The 15311-nt window shown below is 58.2% G+C and carries 16 protein-coding genes; 11 read left to right on the top strand and 5 right to left on the bottom strand.

Annotated features, from left to right (window positions below):
* Nucleotides 1-15: 15 nt before the first annotated feature.
* Together ACP7AJ_RS01245 and ACP7AJ_RS01240 are read left to right on the top strand one after the other, a co-directional pair.
* Entirely contained in the window at nt 16-615 is a 600-nt protein-coding gene (locus tag ACP7AJ_RS01245) for a DUF4269 domain-containing protein (RefSeq protein WP_426058370.1), read from the top strand.
* A 244-nt stretch (nt 616-859) separates the two neighbouring features.
* Complete coding sequence (locus tag ACP7AJ_RS01240; RefSeq protein ID WP_426058369.1) at nt 860-2095, top strand: MFS transporter; 1236 nt, start codon at nt 860-862, stop codon at nt 2093-2095.
* A 27-nt stretch (nt 2096-2122) separates the two neighbouring features.
* Here ACP7AJ_RS01240 and ACP7AJ_RS01235 read toward each other — a convergent pair whose 3' ends face one another.
* Nucleotides 2123-2584, bottom strand: a complete 462-nt coding sequence (locus ACP7AJ_RS01235) for a GNAT family N-acetyltransferase (protein WP_426058368.1) — start codon at nt 2582-2584, stop codon at nt 2123-2125.
* A gap of 218 nt (nt 2585-2802) precedes the next feature.
* Here ACP7AJ_RS01235 and ACP7AJ_RS01230 point away from each other — a divergent pair, with 218 nt between their 5' ends.
* From ACP7AJ_RS01230 to ACP7AJ_RS01215, 4 genes are all read left to right on the top strand, one after another.
* Complete coding sequence (locus tag ACP7AJ_RS01230; RefSeq protein WP_426058367.1) at nt 2803-3150, top strand: hypothetical protein; 348 nt, start codon at nt 2803-2805, stop codon at nt 3148-3150.
* A gap of 105 nt (nt 3151-3255) precedes the next feature.
* Nucleotides 3256-3702, top strand: a complete 447-nt coding sequence (locus ACP7AJ_RS01225) for a DUF6526 family protein (RefSeq protein WP_426058366.1) — start codon at nt 3256-3258, stop codon at nt 3700-3702.
* A gap of 124 nt (nt 3703-3826) precedes the next feature.
* Nucleotides 3827-4129 (top strand): DUF4286 family protein, encoded by a 303-nt coding sequence (locus ACP7AJ_RS01220; protein WP_426058365.1) that lies wholly within the window; start codon nt 3827-3829, stop codon nt 4127-4129.
* A 129-nt stretch (nt 4130-4258) separates the two neighbouring features.
* The gene (locus ACP7AJ_RS01215; RefSeq protein ID WP_426058364.1) at nt 4259-4867 is read left to right on the top strand and encodes an arylesterase; all 609 of its coding nucleotides are present in this window, start codon (nt 4259-4261) and stop codon (nt 4865-4867) included.
* On the opposite strand, the gene ACP7AJ_RS01210 is transcribed toward ACP7AJ_RS01215, so the two are convergent.
* A complete protein-coding gene (locus ACP7AJ_RS01210) occupies nt 4830-5747 on the bottom strand; it encodes a DUF72 domain-containing protein (RefSeq protein ID WP_426058363.1) in 918 nt (305 codons plus the stop codon). The genes ACP7AJ_RS01215 and ACP7AJ_RS01210 overlap by 38 nt on opposite strands.
* A gap of 345 nt (nt 5748-6092) precedes the next feature.
* Here ACP7AJ_RS01210 and ACP7AJ_RS01205 point away from each other — a divergent pair, with 345 nt between their 5' ends.
* The 3 genes from ACP7AJ_RS01205 to ACP7AJ_RS01195 all read left to right on the top strand — a co-directional run bounded on the left by ACP7AJ_RS01205 (nt 6093) and on the right by ACP7AJ_RS01195 (nt 10792).
* A complete protein-coding gene (locus ACP7AJ_RS01205) occupies nt 6093-6971 on the top strand; it encodes a septal ring lytic transglycosylase RlpA family protein (RefSeq protein WP_426058362.1) in 879 nt (292 codons plus the stop codon).
* 138 nt (nt 6972-7109) lie between these two features.
* Nucleotides 7110-9542, top strand: a complete 2433-nt coding sequence (locus ACP7AJ_RS01200; RefSeq protein WP_426058361.1) for a penicillin acylase family protein — start codon at nt 7110-7112, stop codon at nt 9540-9542.
* Between the two features lie 182 nt (nt 9543-9724).
* Nucleotides 9725-10792, top strand: a complete 1068-nt coding sequence (locus ACP7AJ_RS01195) for an energy transducer TonB (protein WP_426058360.1) — start codon at nt 9725-9727, stop codon at nt 10790-10792.
* A gap of 69 nt (nt 10793-10861) precedes the next feature.
* Here the strand turns inward: ACP7AJ_RS01195 and ACP7AJ_RS01190 are convergent, their stop codons facing one another.
* Nucleotides 10862-11194 carry a hypothetical protein gene (locus tag ACP7AJ_RS01190; protein WP_426058359.1) on the bottom strand — a complete coding sequence of 111 codons (333 nt, stop codon included), beginning with the start codon at nt 11192-11194 and terminating at the stop codon, nt 10862-10864.
* A 377-nt stretch (nt 11195-11571) separates the two neighbouring features.
* Nucleotides 11572-12288 (bottom strand): C40 family peptidase, encoded by a 717-nt coding sequence (locus ACP7AJ_RS01185; protein ID WP_426058358.1) that lies wholly within the window; start codon nt 12286-12288, stop codon nt 11572-11574.
* A gap of 329 nt (nt 12289-12617) precedes the next feature.
* Here ACP7AJ_RS01185 and ACP7AJ_RS01180 point away from each other — a divergent pair, with 329 nt between their 5' ends.
* Both ACP7AJ_RS01180 and ACP7AJ_RS01175 read left to right on the top strand, forming a co-directional pair.
* Nucleotides 12618-12980 carry an eCIS core domain-containing protein gene (locus ACP7AJ_RS01180; protein WP_426058357.1) on the top strand — a complete coding sequence of 121 codons (363 nt, stop codon included), beginning with the start codon at nt 12618-12620 and terminating at the stop codon, nt 12978-12980.
* 443 nt (nt 12981-13423) lie between these two features.
* Complete coding sequence (locus ACP7AJ_RS01175; RefSeq protein WP_426058356.1) at nt 13424-14176, top strand: hypothetical protein; 753 nt, start codon at nt 13424-13426, stop codon at nt 14174-14176.
* 125 nt (nt 14177-14301) lie between these two features.
* Here the strand turns inward: ACP7AJ_RS01175 and ACP7AJ_RS01170 are convergent, their stop codons facing one another.
* On the bottom strand, nt 14302-15228 hold the full coding sequence (locus ACP7AJ_RS01170) for a helix-turn-helix domain-containing protein (RefSeq protein ID WP_426058355.1): 927 nt from the start codon (nt 15226-15228) through the stop codon (nt 14302-14304).
* Nucleotides 15229-15311 lie beyond the last annotated feature (83 nt).

Raw genomic sequence — 15311 nt, 5'->3', positions numbered from 1 at the left:
ATAGCAGTGAGCCTAATGAATGATTGGAAAGACCTGCAGTATTTGAAAAAGGGCAATCTCTGCCAACAGCACGCTTATGTGCTCTTGGAGGAACTCGCGCTCTGGCCTACCCTGTATGGTTTCGACCCGGTACTAGCCGGTACTATCCCGCTGGCTATAGATGTGCCAACTAGTGATATAGATATTATCTGCGAGGTCACTCTCCCACGCCAAGCGTTCTTTGAGCAGTTGTTGCAAGACCACTACGGAAACTTGTCTGGCTTCCAACTAGGGCCCACGAGCAGCAGGGGGCATGAGGCCATTGTGGGGAGCTTTCACTACGCAGGTGTAGTTATAGAAGTGTTCGGCCAAGCGCTGCCCACTACGCAGCAGTATGCCTACCGCCATCTCGTGGTGGAGCAGGCTATTTTACAGGCAGGTAGCGAAGCTTGGCGCAGGACGGTGCAACACCTCAAACAGCAGGGATTGAAAACAGAGCCCGCTTTTGCTTTCCTGCTTGACCTACCAGGCGACCCTTATGAATCCTTGCTGGCGCTAGAAGGCAAGTCCTCTTCCGAACTAGCGGTACAGTTAGCTCAGTGCCCACTTCTAAGTATAGGAAACGAGGTCCATTAGGCGGTTCTCTGAGCTAAAGAAGCAGTACACAACCAATACTCCCGGCTAATGCGCTGCGACCAATAGTCAGCGTAGCCATGCTTGAGGGCATCGGACTTGCCCGTACTGACGGAGCGCACAGCGCATTTTCCGAAGCAAGAGAAATCTTGCTAGCTATCGCCCTTGTCGGTGTCATGCCTGCGCAACGGTCTGCTTTGATGCTGAGTATTGCAGCGCATTCTCCGCGTCCGCGCTACATTTCGCCATGCAAGCCACTCAAACCACGAAAGTCAATGTTTTTTCTGCGGCCGTCATCGTGGCGGCGCTGGGTTACTTCGTTGATATCTACGACTTGATTCTCTTCAGCATTGTGCGCGTCCAGAGTCTTAAAGACCTGGGCATCATCGATAAAGCAGAGGTGACTAACCAAGGTTTGTTCCTGATAAACATGCAGATGGGCGGCATGCTGCTTGGGGGGATTCTGTGGGGAATATTGGGCGACAAGCGCGGGCGGCTCTCGGTGCTGTTCGGCTCCATTCTCTTGTATTCGCTGGCCAACCTGGCCAATGGCTTCGTGACCTCGGTAGAGCAATACGCCTGGCTGCGGCTCATTGCTGGCATCGGGCTAGCTGGCGAGTTGGGTGCGGGCATCACGCTGGTGAGCGAAAGCCTGCCCAAGGAAAAACGCGGCTATGGCACCATGGTAGTGGCCACGGTGGGCGTGAGCGGCGCCATGCTGGCCTACTGGGTGGGCGAAAAACTGGGTTGGCGCAACGCCTACTTCGTGGGCGGCGGGCTGGGCCTGGCGCTGCTCTTGCTGCGCGTGAGCGTGTTCGAGTCGGGCATGTTTCAGCAGGTGCAGGCCCAGACGGAAGTGGTTCGTGGCAACTTCCTCAGTCTGTTTACCAACGGCGCCCGCTTTGGCAAGTACCTGCGCATCCTGCTCATTGGGGTGCCGCTATGGTTTGTGGTGGGCATTCTGGTAACGCTGGCGCCGGAGTTTGGGCGCGAGCTAGGCCTCACGGGCGAAGTCACGGCGGGGCTGGCGGTGTTCTGGTGCTACTTCGGGCTCGTCTTTGGCGACTTTCTAAGCGGGGCGCTCAGCCAGCTCTGGCGCTCACGCAACAAGGCCCTGCTGGTGTTTCTGGCCTTTTGCGCCGCCATGGTAGCGGTGTACCTGTTCGCCATCCAGGGCGCCACGCCAAAGGTGTTTTATGGCGTGTGCTTCGTGCTGGGCATGTCGGTGGGGTTTTGGGCGCTGTTCGTGACGGTGGCAGCCGAGCAGTTCGGCACCAACCTCCGGGCCACGGTGGCCACCACAGCACCCAACTTTGCCCGCGGCTCGGTGGTGTTGCTGGTGCCAGCCTTCAAATTCCTGAGTGCCCAGTTCGGCTTCGTGCCCGGCGCGGCCATCCTGGGGGGCGTGTCCTTGCTCATTGCCTTCTGGGCCGTAAGCACCCTGCCCGAGAGCTACGGCAAAGACCTGGACTATGTGGAATAATCAGCTCTTGCCCACTTGCTCGCTCACTCATATGCTTAGCCGCATTTCCAGCATGTGCGCTGCAAAGCCAGCCTTCTCGTAGGCCCGCAAGGCAGGCTGATTGTGGGCGTACACCTCCAAGCGTAGCTCCGTGAGGCCCTGTGCGGCGGCCCACTGCTTGAAGGCTTCCATAAGCAGGCCGTTGATGCCCTGCCCGCGACTGCCCGGCTCAACATACATGAAGCCCAAATAGGCATATTCCGTGTGCTTATGGTAGGCCTTGGCTTGCTGAATGCGAGCGTAGCCCGAGCCCACAATTTGCTGCCGGCGTTCGGCCACCAGTAATACTGCCCGGGGGCTGGCAAGTAGCTCGGGCAGGTTGTAGTAGCTGATGGGGTCTTCGCGAAGGGTTGAGTCAAACGGCCTCTCTGCCGCAATTACACCTTGCTCAAAACGCAAGAGTGCCTCAAGGTCATTAAGCGTTGCTGGACGGATATAAACTTCGTTCATAATGTATTAGCGAGTAAAAAGAACCAGCACAAGTAAATTACTACCCGTTTTAAACTACTGAAGTTATCGTCGATTCAACTTCCGGCCACCGCTTGCGTTTCAGGGGCTAATCATTACTCTATTGATTCCTAACGCTTATCATGAAAAATCTTATCCTTAGTGGCGCGCTCTTAGCCGCCCTTTCGTTTGCCACTGCAGCGTCAGCTCAAACTGCGCCGATGCCTGCCCCCACCACGACCACCGACCCCACCGCCGTGCCGCTCACCCCCGAGCAGCAAAACCAACGGGCCGGCGAAGCCAAAGCTGCCTACGAGCAGCAGCAGCGGCAAGCCAAATCCAGCGAACAAGCCGTTCGCGACACCAAAGAACAGCTTCGGGCCCAGGCCAACAACGAGAAAGACCTGAAACGCCAGCTCAAGGAGCAGCGCGAGCAAGAGCGTGCCCAGAAAGAGCAACTCAAACAGCAGCGCACAGCCGCCAAAGAAGCCCATAAGCAAGAGCAGGCCGCCAAAGAATTGGCCAAAGCCGAAAAGCGCCGCGCCAAGGAACTAGAAAAAGCCCGATAGCACGCCTGCATCGAAACCCAAAAGCCCCAGCCGCAACTGGGGCTTTTTTCTGACCGCTTCCGCCGGCCTGCTTTACCTTTCACCCCTGCTACTTATTCCTTGCCCATGGCCACCCCCACCAAAAACACCACCATGTACTACCCCTGGCACCATTTTGTGCTGGTGCCCCTGGCCCTGCTTATGGCGGGCTACACGATTCTGCGCTACACCAAAGTGGCGGGCGATGACGACCAAATTGCCCGCCTTTGGTTCAGCGTAGCGGCGCTGGCCATTATCGGCCTAGGAGGACTTATCATGCTGCGGCAGCACTACGCCCTGCAGCTGCAAGACCGCATTTGCCGACTTGAGGTGCGCCAACGGTATTTTGAAGTCAGCGGTCAGCGGTTTGCTGCCTTAGAGAAACAACTCAGTCTTAGTCAAATATTGAGCCTACGCTTGGCCGGCGACGCCGAACTTCCGGCTCTGGCCCAGGTCGCAGCTGCCGAAAAACTTTCGCCTAAAGACATTCAAGCCCGTATTACCGATTTTCAGTTCGACTCTATGCGCGTCTGATGCGGTGAGATGGTGAGAGGTAAGGCGGTGTCGTTGTTATTCAAATTGCGCACTCTGCGTGAACGAAACCTTTGCTTCCCTTTCACAAAATCACCATTTCACTCCCTCACTATTTGCCCGAATTATGATTCTCTACAACGTTACCAGCAGCATTGAGCCCGCCGTGGCCGACCAGTGGCTGGACTACATGCGCACCACCCATATGCCTGAGGTGATGGAAACCGGCTTTTTCCTGAAAAGCCAGCTCTGCCGCCTGCTCAATGAAGAAGACAACGGCATCACCTACGCCGCCCAGTACTATTGCATCAGTGTGGAGCAGCTGGAAGAGTACCAGCGCGTGTGCGCGCCCGCTCTGCGCGCCGACATGGAAGCTCATTTCGCTGGCCAGTATGTATCCTTCCGCACCGTGCTCGAGGTTGTGGAGTAGGCTTATCAGAGCTACAAGGCGGAAGCTGCAAGCTGCAAGTTGCAGGGGAAACTCAACTTGGAGCTTGTGGCCTACAGCTTAAACTTAAAGGGCACGAAAACGGCCTTGATGCTGTTTTAACAGCATCCTATGAAAAATCTTATCTTCTTTGGCGACAGCCTCACCGCGGGCCATGGCCTGCCCGCCCCTGCCAGTTTCCCAGCCCTTATCCAGCGGCGGCTCGACGAGCAGCAGCTTCCTTATAAAGCCTACAACTACGGAGTGAGCGGCGAAACCAGCGCCGGCGGGCGGCAGCGCCTCGCCTCGGTGCTGGCCCGGCACCCCGTCGATGTATTCGTGCTCGCCCTGGGGGCCAACGACGGCATTCGGGGCATCCCCGTGCGGGAAACCACCCAGAACCTGCAGTTCATCATCGATGCGGTGCGGCGGCAGTACCCGGAAGCGCAAATCGTGCTGGCCGGCCTGGAGTTCCCCTTCGACCTGGGTCCGCTGGGCGGCCACCGCCTGGCCCACTATGCCACCGAGTTCAAGGCCCTGTTCCGCAACCTGGCCGATAAAAACAGTTTGCCGTTCGTGCCCTTCCTGCTGCAGGGCGTGCTCGGTCGCCGCGACCTGAACCTTGCCGACGGCGTGCATCCCAACGCGGCGGGCCAGAAAGTTCTGGCCGAGAACGTATGGCAAATTCTGGGGCCGCTGCTTCTTACCCGAACAGATTCCCCTGTACCTGCTGGGGAATAATGAACGGTGGCGGCACCACTATGCCCGTGAGCGCCCGCATCTTGTCCAGGAAATAAGTGGCCAACACGGGGGCGTGGCGCACGTCTTTCTGGTGGATGAAAAAGTAAATGTCGTGTACGCCCTGGGCCACCCAGGCGGCCAGGCGTTCGGCCCAGGCATCGGCGCGCTGGTAGTCGGTGCTGTGCAGGCCGTGGCCATTGAAGCGGATGAAGGCTACGGGCGTGGTCAGGCGCATGGGCAGCACGTCGCGCCGGCCGGCCACGTCGGTTATCACCAGCGTCTTGTTGAGGGCTTCGAACGTGGCGTACACGGCATCGGCCAGGGCCCGGTCGGCAAACCAGCGCGGGTGGCGCAGCTCCACAGCCAGCGGCACGGTTTCCGGAAAGTCGAGCAGAAACCGTTCGAGGCGGGGCAGGTGCTCGGGCCCGAAATGTGGCGGCAGTTGCAGAAAGGCCCAGCCTAGGTTGTCGGCTAGGCTTTCATAGGCGCGGGCCATGGGCACAACCAGGTCATCGGCCTGAAACAGCTCTCGGTCGTGGCTGATGCTGCGGGGCAGCTTGGGACAAAACTTGAAGCCCGGCCCCACGGCCTCGCGCCAGCGCCGCACCGTGCCCGCATCGGGAATGCGGTAGTGTGTCGTGTTCAGCTCGATGCTGTTGAACTGCTGCGCGTAGTAGTGCAGGTAGTCGGGCTCTTTGATGCCGGCGGGGAAATACGTGCCCAGCCACTCCTTGTTGGTCCAGATAGGGCAGCCCACGCGCAGGCCTACCGGCGCGGGCTGGTTGGGGCGGGCACGGGCCAGCACCCGCGCCGTTTCGGGGTGGTCAGGTGGGAGTCGAAAATCGACGTAGCGCAGGTCGGGCAGGCGGCCAAAATCCATGTGGCAAAGGTACGGCTACCCCCTTGCAGCTCACTACTGCCCTTACGACAAAACTGGCAATTATGCAAACGGGTTTCCGAGGAAGTTAGGCCGCCGATGCCCAAATTTTACACGTACTGCATAATCTAATTCCGGCACCGACGCAACGAGTTGGTCGGATTTCCGCGAAATATACTTTGACGTCGCCTGACGGCTGCTTTTTATACTAGCAAATGAATGAATTAAATGCAAGTTTTAGCGGAAAAGGACAATTTTCAACCTAACTGGGTTAGTAGGTGTGGTGTAAGATTTAGCATCGCCCCGGGGGCGGGGCTATGTTTGTTCTGCTCACCATCGGCGAAAAGCATGATTTTATCCATTCCCTTTAAAGTACCCGTCCTTTCCAGCGTTCTATTTCTATTGCTGACTTTGTTGAGCGCTCCGGCGCATGCCACCACCTCCCCCGGCAACACCAAATCAGTCACTGAGCCGACCTCAAACGGCACTACGGTGCTGCGCGGTCGGGCCTCCTGGTACGGCAGCTACTTTCAAGGAAAAAAAACCACCAGCGGCGAGCGCTTCAACCGGTTTAAGTACACCTGCGCTCACAAAACCTTGCCCTTCGGCACCCGCTTGCGGGTTACGAATGTGAAGAATGGCAAGTCGGTAGTAGTGCGTGTCACGGACCGCGGCCCCTTCCGCCACCAGCGCATCATCGACCTTTCGGAAATTGCCGCCCGCCCCCTGGGCATCACCGAGAGTGGCGCTGCCACCGTAGTGGCCGAAGTGGTGGAAACCGAGACGCCCCTGGGCCCGGCCATCACCCCTGATAACCTGGCCGACCTCTACGCCGCCGACCCCGACCCCGACGCAGCCTTCACCACCTACTCGGTGCCCGACGAAGAGGAGCTTGCTGAGCCCACCGCCCAGCCGGCCTTGCTTGCTGCCTCCCCCGCCACCAAAGCCGCCGAGACGGCCGCCACCGAATTAGTGAACTGCCCCACGGGCTTTCTGATTCAGGCGGGCTCTTTCGTGGATGCTGCCAATGCCCAAACGGTGCAGGCCCGCATCAAGACCTTGCTGCCCGAAATGCAGGTGATGGTGTCGCAGTACTTACTCGACGGTCGGCAGCGCAGCCGCGTGCTCGTGGGCAACTTCGGCGAGCGCCCCGAAGCCGAAGCCGTCCGGAAACAGCTCATGATGTGGGGCATCGGCGGGCTGGTGCGCGAGGTAGCCCTTCGGTAATTTTTCATTTGACATTTAGCAATTAGCATTTAACAATTGAGCGCTTTGGTGCTCAAACAGCTGATGGTTGCCCGCATTGTTGTTATTTGCCGGCTCCTTCATTTGGTTGATTGTTGAATGATAACTGCTGATTGCTAAATGATAAAAGCCCTACTGGCGCTGGCCGTGAGCTTCACCCTTGTGTGGGCGCTAAACACAAAGCACGGCGATGTGCCGCCCTTCGGCAAGCTGCTAAGTCCCTACCGAGGCTTTTGGCAAAATGGCGAGCGGCCGAGTGATTTCCCGACCCAGCAGACGCTGGCGCTGCCCGGCCTGCAGCAACCCGTGACGGTGCGCTACGACGACCGCCGCGTGCCCCACATCTTCGCCCAAAACGACGCCGACCTGCACTTCGCCCTGGGCTACCTCACGGCTCGCGACCGGCTCTGGCAGATGGAGTTTCAGACCCACGTAGCCGCCGGCCGCATTTCGGAGATTGTGGGCGACAAAGCCCTCGAATACGACCGTTTTCAGCGGCGCATGGGCCTGCCCTTTGGAGCCGAGCGCTCGGCGCAGAAGATGCTGGCCGACCCCACTACGCGCGTCGTGCTGGGGGCCTATTCCCGTGGCATCAACACCTACATCGACCAGCTCACGCCCGCCACGCTGCCCTTCGAGTACAAGCTGCTCGACTACCGCCCTGAGCCCTGGAAGCCGCTGAAATGCGCCCTGCTGCTGCAGCTTATGGCCTGGGACCTGAGCGGACGCAGCGACGACCTGCGCATGAGCAACATCCTGGGCAAATACGGCAAGGCCGTGGTGAAGGACCTGTTTCCGGACTACCCCACCCGCGAAGACCCCATTGTGCCCACGGGCACGCCCCTGGACTTTAAGCCGGTGCCGCTTCCGCCCACGCCTGCCGATTTCCAAGCCGCTTACTCGGCCAACGTGCTACAGGCAGAACCTGATGCTGAACTGGGCTCCAACAACTTTGCCGTGAGTGGTGCCAAGTCGGCCTCGGGCTACCCGCTGCTGGCCAACGACCCCCACCTGCAGCTCAACCTACCCAGCATTTGGTATCAGGTGCAGCTGCATGCGCCCGGGGTGAACGTGTACGGCGTCACCATTCCCGGCGCGCCCGTGGTTATTATAGGGTTCAATGAAAACGTGGCCTGGGGCGTGACCAACGTAGCCGCCGACGTGCTCGACTTCTATCAGTTGAAGTTTCGCGACCGCACCCAGCACGAGTATTGGCACGACGGCCGCTGGAAGCCCATCCGCCGGGTGGTGGAGCGCATTAAGGTGCGCGGCCAGCCCGACCGACTCGATACCGTATTATATACCCACCACGGCCCGATAGTATACGACCGCCCCGAAAAGCCCTTCAACGCCCAAACGCCCATTGCCCGCGCCCTGCGCTGGACAGCCCACGACGGCGGCAACGAGGTAAAGGCCTTCTACCTGCTCAACCGCGCCCGCAACTACCAGGATTATGTTGCAGCGCTGCCTCACTACGGCGCACCGGCCCAGAATTTCATTTTTGCCAGCAACGAGCGTGACATTGCCATCTGGCCCAACGGTCACTTCCCGCTGAAATGGCGCAACCAGGGCAAGTTTGTGCTCGACGGCACCAGCCCGACCCACGACTGGCAGGGCTGGATACCGGCCAGTCACAACCCCCACCTCAAGAACCCAGCCCGCGGTTTTGTGAGCTCGGCCAACCAGTTTTCGGCCGGCCCCAACTATCCGTATTACCTCAACTGGGACTTTGCCAGCTACGAGCGCGGCCACCGCATCAACCAGCGCCTGGCTCAGATGACGCAGGTCACGCCCGACAGCCTGCGCCTTCTTCAAAACGACAACCTTAATCTCAACGCCCAGCTTATGCTGCCGCGTCTGTTGGCTTTGGCAAGCGGCACAGATGCCAACTCGCCGGCCGGAAAAGCCTTGGGCGAGCTGCGAAAGTGGAATTACTTCTACGACGCCGATGCCATCGGCCCCAGTCTGTTTGAGCTTTGGTACAACAACCTGGTAAAACGCATTTGGGAAGACGATTTCAGCCCCAAAGTGACCGGCGCGGAAATGCGCTACCCGGCCCGCGACCGTACCAACAACCTCATTTTGAAGGAGGACAACAGCCCCTGGATAGACGACCGCCGTACTCCCCACCACGAGACTCTTCCGGAGCTGGCCCGGCAAAGCCTGAACTTCGCTACCGACTCCCTCACGCGCAAGTTTGGCCCGCTCGGCCCGAAATGGCGCTGGGCCGCCCAAAAGAGCACCGACATTCTGCACCTGGCCCGCCTACCCGGCTTCGGGCAGTTGGATGTGGACTGTGGCGGCGGCGCAGGCATCGTGAACGCCACCTCCGAGCGCAACGGCCCCTCCTGGCGCATGGTGGTGGCCCTAGGCCCCCAGGTGCAGGCCTATGGCGTGTACCCCGGTGGCCAGAGCGGCAACCCCGGCTCGCCTTTTTATAACAACCTGCTGGAAACCTGGCGCGTGGGCCAGCTCGACGAGCTGGTATTCCTGCGCTCGGCCCAGGAGCAGCACCCGCGCGTGCCCACGGCATGGACGCTGCAGGGCAAGTAAGCTTGAGTCTACTAAACTTGCTTTTACAGGTCCACCCCTGCTTCTTTCTTTCGTAGTAAGTAGTTGTCCCCATCCAGCAAAGCCTTCTATAAGAGGAATAATAAATTTGTGGCATGAGCACCTGCTTTCCCTCGCTCCTTCACCTTTCTAGTCGTTGGTCTTTGCAGCGCTTAGTAGGAACAATGTTTCTGCTGCCGCTCACGGTGCTTTTTAATTTCGCCACGGCCCAATCCTACACGCCCTACCCCGCCGACACTACTCAGGTGTTCAGCTACGTAGAGCAAATGCCTGCTTTGCCCACCGGCGGCGGCAACCAGGCCCTGGTAAAAGCCATCCAGAAATTAGTGAAAATGCCCGCCGAGGTGCTCGAAGGCCGCACCGAAGGGCACGTCGTGGTGCGCGTGGTGGTTGGCGTGAGTGGCGTGCCCCGGCAAGCCGCCGTGGTAAAAAGCCTGAGTCCGGCCTGCGACGGCGCCGCCCTCGACGCCGTCAGGCGCATGCCGCGCCTTGTGCCGGGGCGCTACGCTGGCCAGCCTGTGCCGGTACTGCTCAGTGTGCCCGTGGTGTTCTTGTCGCCCCGCCACGTGTATGCAGCTGCCGAAGTCACGCGCCCGGCCCAGTTCCCCGGCGGCGAGGCGGCCCTGGAGCAGTACCTGCAGAAAAACCGCGCCACGCCCGCCGAGGTCAAGCTCCGCGACCTTAAGGGCCACGTTGCGGTGCGGTTTGTGATAAAATCCGACGGGCGCATTGGCGCTAGCGAAGTAGTTACCCCACTTTGCCCCAGCTGCGACGAGGAAGCCCTGCGCCTCGTGCGCAGCCTCCCCCGCTGGCAGCCCGCGCTGGGCTACGACGACCAGCCCGTGGCCGTGTACCAGACCCTCAACATCTACTTTCAGCCGCCCGCCCCGCAGGGCGGCACTGCCCCGCCCGTGCCGGAGCACCAGGTGTATACCCGAGTGGCGCAAATGCCTACCCTGCCCGGCCGGAATGACCCGGCTGCTATTCAAACCGCCCTGCAGGAGAGCATCATTTACCCCGAGCGGGCCACCAACGGCAACGGCCAGGTCAGCTTCGTGGTGGAGCCCGATGGCCGCGTTACGCGGCCCATCATGCTCAAAAGCATCAGCCGCCCCACCGACGAGGCCGTGCTAGCCGCCGCGTTGCGCCTGCCACGCTTCGAGCCCGGTCGCCACAATGGCCAGCCCGTAGCCGTGCGCCTGGTAGTGCCGGTGGTGGTTGAAATTCGCTGATGCCCGCCTTGCCAATGCACAAAAAAGCCGCTTCCTTGGAAGCGGCTTTTTTGTGCATTGCTGGCTCGACTATTTGTTGCCGTTGCCTTTTTCGCCGGCACCGGCCAACTGATGTTTTTCGTCTTGCTTGCTGATATCCTGGGCTTCGCCCTCTTCTTGTTCATTGTGCATTTCACGTCCGATGAGCACAATGGCTACCGTGGCTAGCGCAGCAACACCCAACACCATTTGGGTAGGTGTGAAACGCTGAGCCGCCTTACGCAACAACACGGCGCCGTTCTTTAGCAGGTCGTCCATGTGCTCATGTTGGCCTTGAAACAGTACGTAGTAAGCGCTTTCAAAAGTACGCGCCAGGTCTTCGGGCATGATTTTTTCGAGCTGCTGTTCAATTTGAGAGTCCATAAAGAAAGTTTAGAAAGGAAGGGTGAAAGGGACAAGGCGTAGGCCTCGAAAAGTGCTTTACGCAAAAGCCTTTGTCCGGGCTACCTTTTTCATCACATTCATTTAAAATTAACTCGTGGCACTATGGCTTTCCTGCTACTGACAGCCTGCAGCCTTGTGTCTTATTATCTGACATTTAGCTCCTTTATCAGACTACTGCGTTCGGCAAGCAGCCCTTGAGCGGGTTGGTCAGAGCGGTGTTGCCGGCACGGCAGGCGGGCATCTCGGTAATTACTCATCACAGAATAGCAGTGCCTGAACTCATGGCTAGAGCCACAACAAAAAAGCGCCCGGCCACCGGGGCCAGACGCTTTGCTTGCTTTCAGGTCAGGAGAGCCTTAGTTGTCTGAGGCATCAGCTTGCTCGGCCGCTCGCACGCGGCCGGCAGCGTAGAAGTTGCGCTGGTAGTAAGGCTGCTTTAGCGAACTCACCATCACGCCGCCATTGGTGGCGGAGTGGGCAAACTTCCCGTCCTTCAAATAGATGCCCACGTGGTAAATCGGCCCTTTGCCGCGACGGAAGAAAACCAGGTCGCCGGTTTTCACTTCGCTTTTGGCAATGTGCTTGGTGGAAGAGAACATGGAGCGCGAAGAGCGCTGCAGTGTGATGCCGTACACTTCGCGGAATACGCGGGTCACAAAGCCCGAGCAGTCGGTGCCCTGGCGCGAATTGTTGCCGTAGCGGTAGGGCGTCCCAATCCAGTCGGTCACGGTGCGCAGCAGGTCCTTGTTTTCGTCGAAAGCCAGGCGCAGGCCAAGGGTTTGGGCGTAGTAGTTATAAACCAACGAGTCGCGCGCAGCGGCCAGTTCGGCGGCGGTGGGCTCGCCGCCAAGCTTGGTGCGGGGCAAGGCAGCCCTTGTAATTGCAGGCGCGGCGGCAAGAGTCGGAATATCTAAGGCGGGCTCGTCCATCATCAGGTCCGAAAACAGTGATGCTTCGGCTACGACAGGCGCCACAGTGGCACGGGCCGTAATCGAAGCATCGGGTGAGCTTTCGAAGAAGAAGGAGAGGGCCAGCGAGCCGGCAGCGAGGCAATACAGAATGCTATGTTTCATTATCCGTCGTTAGGGGAGCAAAAATCCGGGTTTCTGTGAGCGGTAGAAAGAGCCGGCTAGTAGGTTTCTTAGGCGATAGGCAAGGCTAGTATTAGCCGAGAGAAGAGGTTGAAAAATGAGCCAGTATTCAGTAATTTATATTGACTATGACTTGTACCTTAGGGTAAAGCTAGGCCTAACTTTTTATAACCTCAGCATTTAAAAACGAAAAAACTCAAATTTTCTTTGTTAAACACAAATCAATCAACTTATAATATTTTATCGTCTTGCAACTGTGTTAGGCTGAACCACGTATTAGCTCGCCCAAAATATTTATATATCTTATCTCCATGCAAAGCCCTAGAACTTGGACTCGCTCGCCGCTCGCCCGCATCGCCTGCATGGTGCTGCGCAGCCAGCGCGTGGCCATGGTCGTCGGCCAAACGGTACACCTTAGCGGGGCCACCCGGGAGGAGTTTCTGGCCGATGCCGAATGGGTAGCCCACGAGCTGGTGCACCTGCGGCAGTTCAAGGAGCACGGCCTGCTGCCCTTCCTCTGGAAATACCTAGTGGAGTCGGCGCGCGTGGGCTACTACCACAACAAGTACGAGGTAGAAGCGCGGGAAGAAGCCCGCCGTGTGGTGCTCGCCAACCCCAACCATGTGCTCCGGCCTTTGCCGAAGCATTCGCAACCCAAGCCGCCTCGGGCCTAGCAACTGCTACGGCCTTGCCCAATGGCCGGCTCCTGCTTACTACCGACTGCAGACGACCGCCCTTACTTTCCAGCGGTGCTCCCTTTCACCGTCTGCCTGTACTGAAGCACCAAGGCACTGCCCGGCTAGTGGCAATATGCCCCCGTTAGAGCACGACTACGCCCGCCTTTGTGCTGCAGGTAACCAGCGTTTATAAGAGGACTTAGTTGCGAACTGGCAGGTTGTTTTGGTTAGCACCATAATATTGTCAGGATTTCAGCAAACCGTATTAAACGCAAAAATCACCTGGGTTCGTAGACTATAGTCAGCCCCCAACATTATGGTTTAGCTTTAAAATATTGAGGGTTAATGCAACTAATAGTGGGCGACTTACGAATAAAAGTGCCTGCAGCTTACTCACTGCAGACCAATTTCCTTTCCACTTTCATTTCCTTTCTTTCACTATGGATAACCAACAAAACCAACCCGGTAGCCCCATGCCCGGTGACGATGTTCGCGCTCAAAATGCTGGTACTAGCACTGGTAGCCCAGGCTTCACTGGTGCTGATACGGCTGGCGCGGGCTCTACCCGCAAAACAGGTGCTGCCCGTGGCGCAGCTTCGCAAGGCGTAGCTGGCGCTCTAGGCAGCTCGAGTGACCAAACCGACCAGCAGAGTGGCAGCCAGGGCGAAGGTCAGCAAAGCGATAACGTGCTCAACACGGCCCTGGAAAGCGGCAGAAAATGGATTGAGGACTCAGGCGTACTTAACAGTGTAAATCAGCTCCCCCAAAGCGTAAAAGATTGGAGCTCCCGGGCCGCTACCCGTGTAGGCGACCTCACTACTACCCAGAAGATTGTGGGCGGTGCTCTGCTTGCAGTAGGTATCGGCTACTTGGCTACGCGCAAAGGCAAGTCTGAGAAATCAGAATCGCGCTACGGCCGTCAGGGTGGCAGCAGCTACGGCCGTCGGTCGGGCTACGGCTACCAAGCACCGGATGCCTCCAGCAGCAGCCGTACTGGCTACAGTGGTAGCGGCCGCTCCGACAGCGGCGCGGCTTACGGCAACAGCGGCAGCAGCTACGGCAGCGGCAGTGGCAACACTGGCAGCAGCTCAGGGGCCGGATTCGGCTCGTCGACTCCAGGCGGCGACTTCGGCTCGCGTACCTCCGAGAGCAGCTACCGTTCAAAAAACGATGATTCCCGTAGCGTCGAATAAACCACTCGGTTGCCTTTAGGGCATAAAAAAAAGCCCCGCTTCGTCAGTACGAAGCGGGGCTTTTTTATAATTGTCCGTCGTCCATAGTTACCTGATAACGGTCAACTACGGCTAACTAAAACCTTTTAGATATTCATGGCCGACTCGCGGCGGCGCATCTTGCCGGCCGGGATGCCGAACATCATCTTGAAGCGGCGGCAGAAGTAAGCAGTGTCTTTGTAGCCCACTTCCTTGCCGATGTCGCGGATGCTTTTCTTAGTAGTGCGCAGCAAGAACACGGCGCGCTCCATGCGCTGGTATTCGATGTAGTCCTGCGGGTTGATGTTGGTCAACATTTTAAAATACTGGCCTACATAGTCCTCGCTCACATTGGCTACGCCGCTCAATACTTTGTTGCTGAGGTCGCCGCCAAGGTTCTCCTTGATGTAGTTGAACAGGTCGATGAGGCGCGGGTCCTTGAAGTAAGTGCTGTTGGTGGCCAGCTGCTCCACAAACATGTTGTTGCGCAGCACGTAGCGCACCACTTCCACCACAATGTTCTCGGTGTAGATGTTGATGAGACGTTCGCGGCCAGGTAGGTCCTGAATGCTTTCCTCTACTACTTTAATCACCAGGTTGGCCAGCTTAGGCTGCCCGCTGATAAGGAAGGCCGGCACATCGAGTGAGGCAAAGAAGTTTACCGAATCAAATACTTTGGCCTCGAAGCTCACAAAGCTGTGGCTTTCGTCGGCGTCGCCAATCAGGTCGAGGTCCTCGTTGGAGTGGAAGAACTTGTCTTTGTTGGTAATGAGGTCGTCATTGGTGATGACCCGGTTCTTCTGGTCTTCGCCGTAGCTCACGCGGGTGGCCCGGCCCCCGGGGATGAAGAGCATTTCGCCTTCTTCCACCACCATCTCATCTTCGCCGAAGGTGATGTGGCCTTTGTGTAATAGTATGAGGTTGTTGCCTACATCATAAGAATTGCGCACAGTAAAGGGCTGGTGCAGCACAAGGTTTTTCGCCTTGATGTATCGGACGCCCAGCGACTCGATAACTTTATTGTAATCTTCCATAATTCGTGTTGCCAGATTGGCCTGTGGGAGGGTGCGGACAGGGTAACTGGGAGGCTACCGCAGTGCAATATAACACCTTGAAA

The organism is Hymenobacter sp. B1770 (assembly GCF_049896385.1).
GTDB lineage: Bacteria > Bacteroidota > Bacteroidia > Cytophagales > Hymenobacteraceae > Hymenobacter.
This window is presented reverse-complemented; position numbering and strand designations above follow the sequence as displayed.

Bases quoted from the DNA above. Each gene is read 5' to 3' on its own strand.
- ACP7AJ_RS01230 (WP_426058367.1), top strand. From the start codon at position 2,803: ATGCCTGCCCCCACCACGACCACCGACCCCACCGCCGTGCCGCTCACC.
- ACP7AJ_RS01220 (WP_426058365.1), top strand. From the start codon at position 3,827: ATGATTCTCTACAACGTTACCAGCAGCATTGAGCCCGCCGTGGCCGAC.
- ACP7AJ_RS01240 (WP_426058369.1), top strand. From the start codon at position 860: ATGCAAGCCACTCAAACCACGAAAGTCAATGTTTTTTCTGCGGCCGTC.
- ACP7AJ_RS01200 (WP_426058361.1), top strand. From the start codon at position 7,110: ATGATAAAAGCCCTACTGGCGCTGGCCGTGAGCTTCACCCTTGTGTGG.
- ACP7AJ_RS01210 (WP_426058363.1), bottom strand. From the start codon at position 5,747: ATGGATTTTGGCCGCCTGCCCGACCTGCGCTACGTCGATTTTCGACTC.
- ACP7AJ_RS01225 (WP_426058366.1), top strand. From the start codon at position 3,256: ATGGCCACCCCCACCAAAAACACCACCATGTACTACCCCTGGCACCAT.
- ACP7AJ_RS01245 (WP_426058370.1), top strand. From the start codon at position 16: ATGAATGATTGGAAAGACCTGCAGTATTTGAAAAAGGGCAATCTCTGC.
- ACP7AJ_RS01195 (WP_426058360.1), top strand. From the start codon at position 9,725: ATGTTTCTGCTGCCGCTCACGGTGCTTTTTAATTTCGCCACGGCCCAA.
- ACP7AJ_RS01185 (WP_426058358.1), bottom strand. From the start codon at position 12,288: ATGAAACATAGCATTCTGTATTGCCTCGCTGCCGGCTCGCTGGCCCTC.
- ACP7AJ_RS01180 (WP_426058357.1), top strand. From the start codon at position 12,618: ATGCAAAGCCCTAGAACTTGGACTCGCTCGCCGCTCGCCCGCATCGCC.
- ACP7AJ_RS01175 (WP_426058356.1), top strand. From the start codon at position 13,424: ATGGATAACCAACAAAACCAACCCGGTAGCCCCATGCCCGGTGACGAT.
- ACP7AJ_RS01170 (WP_426058355.1), bottom strand. From the start codon at position 15,228: ATGGAAGATTACAATAAAGTTATCGAGTCGCTGGGCGTCCGATACATC.
- ACP7AJ_RS01215 (WP_426058364.1), top strand. From the start codon at position 4,259: ATGAAAAATCTTATCTTCTTTGGCGACAGCCTCACCGCGGGCCATGGC.
- ACP7AJ_RS01205 (WP_426058362.1), top strand. From the start codon at position 6,093: ATGATTTTATCCATTCCCTTTAAAGTACCCGTCCTTTCCAGCGTTCTA.
- ACP7AJ_RS01235 (WP_426058368.1), bottom strand. From the start codon at position 2,584: ATGAACGAAGTTTATATCCGTCCAGCAACGCTTAATGACCTTGAGGCA.
- ACP7AJ_RS01190 (WP_426058359.1), bottom strand. From the start codon at position 11,194: ATGGACTCTCAAATTGAACAGCAGCTCGAAAAAATCATGCCCGAAGAC.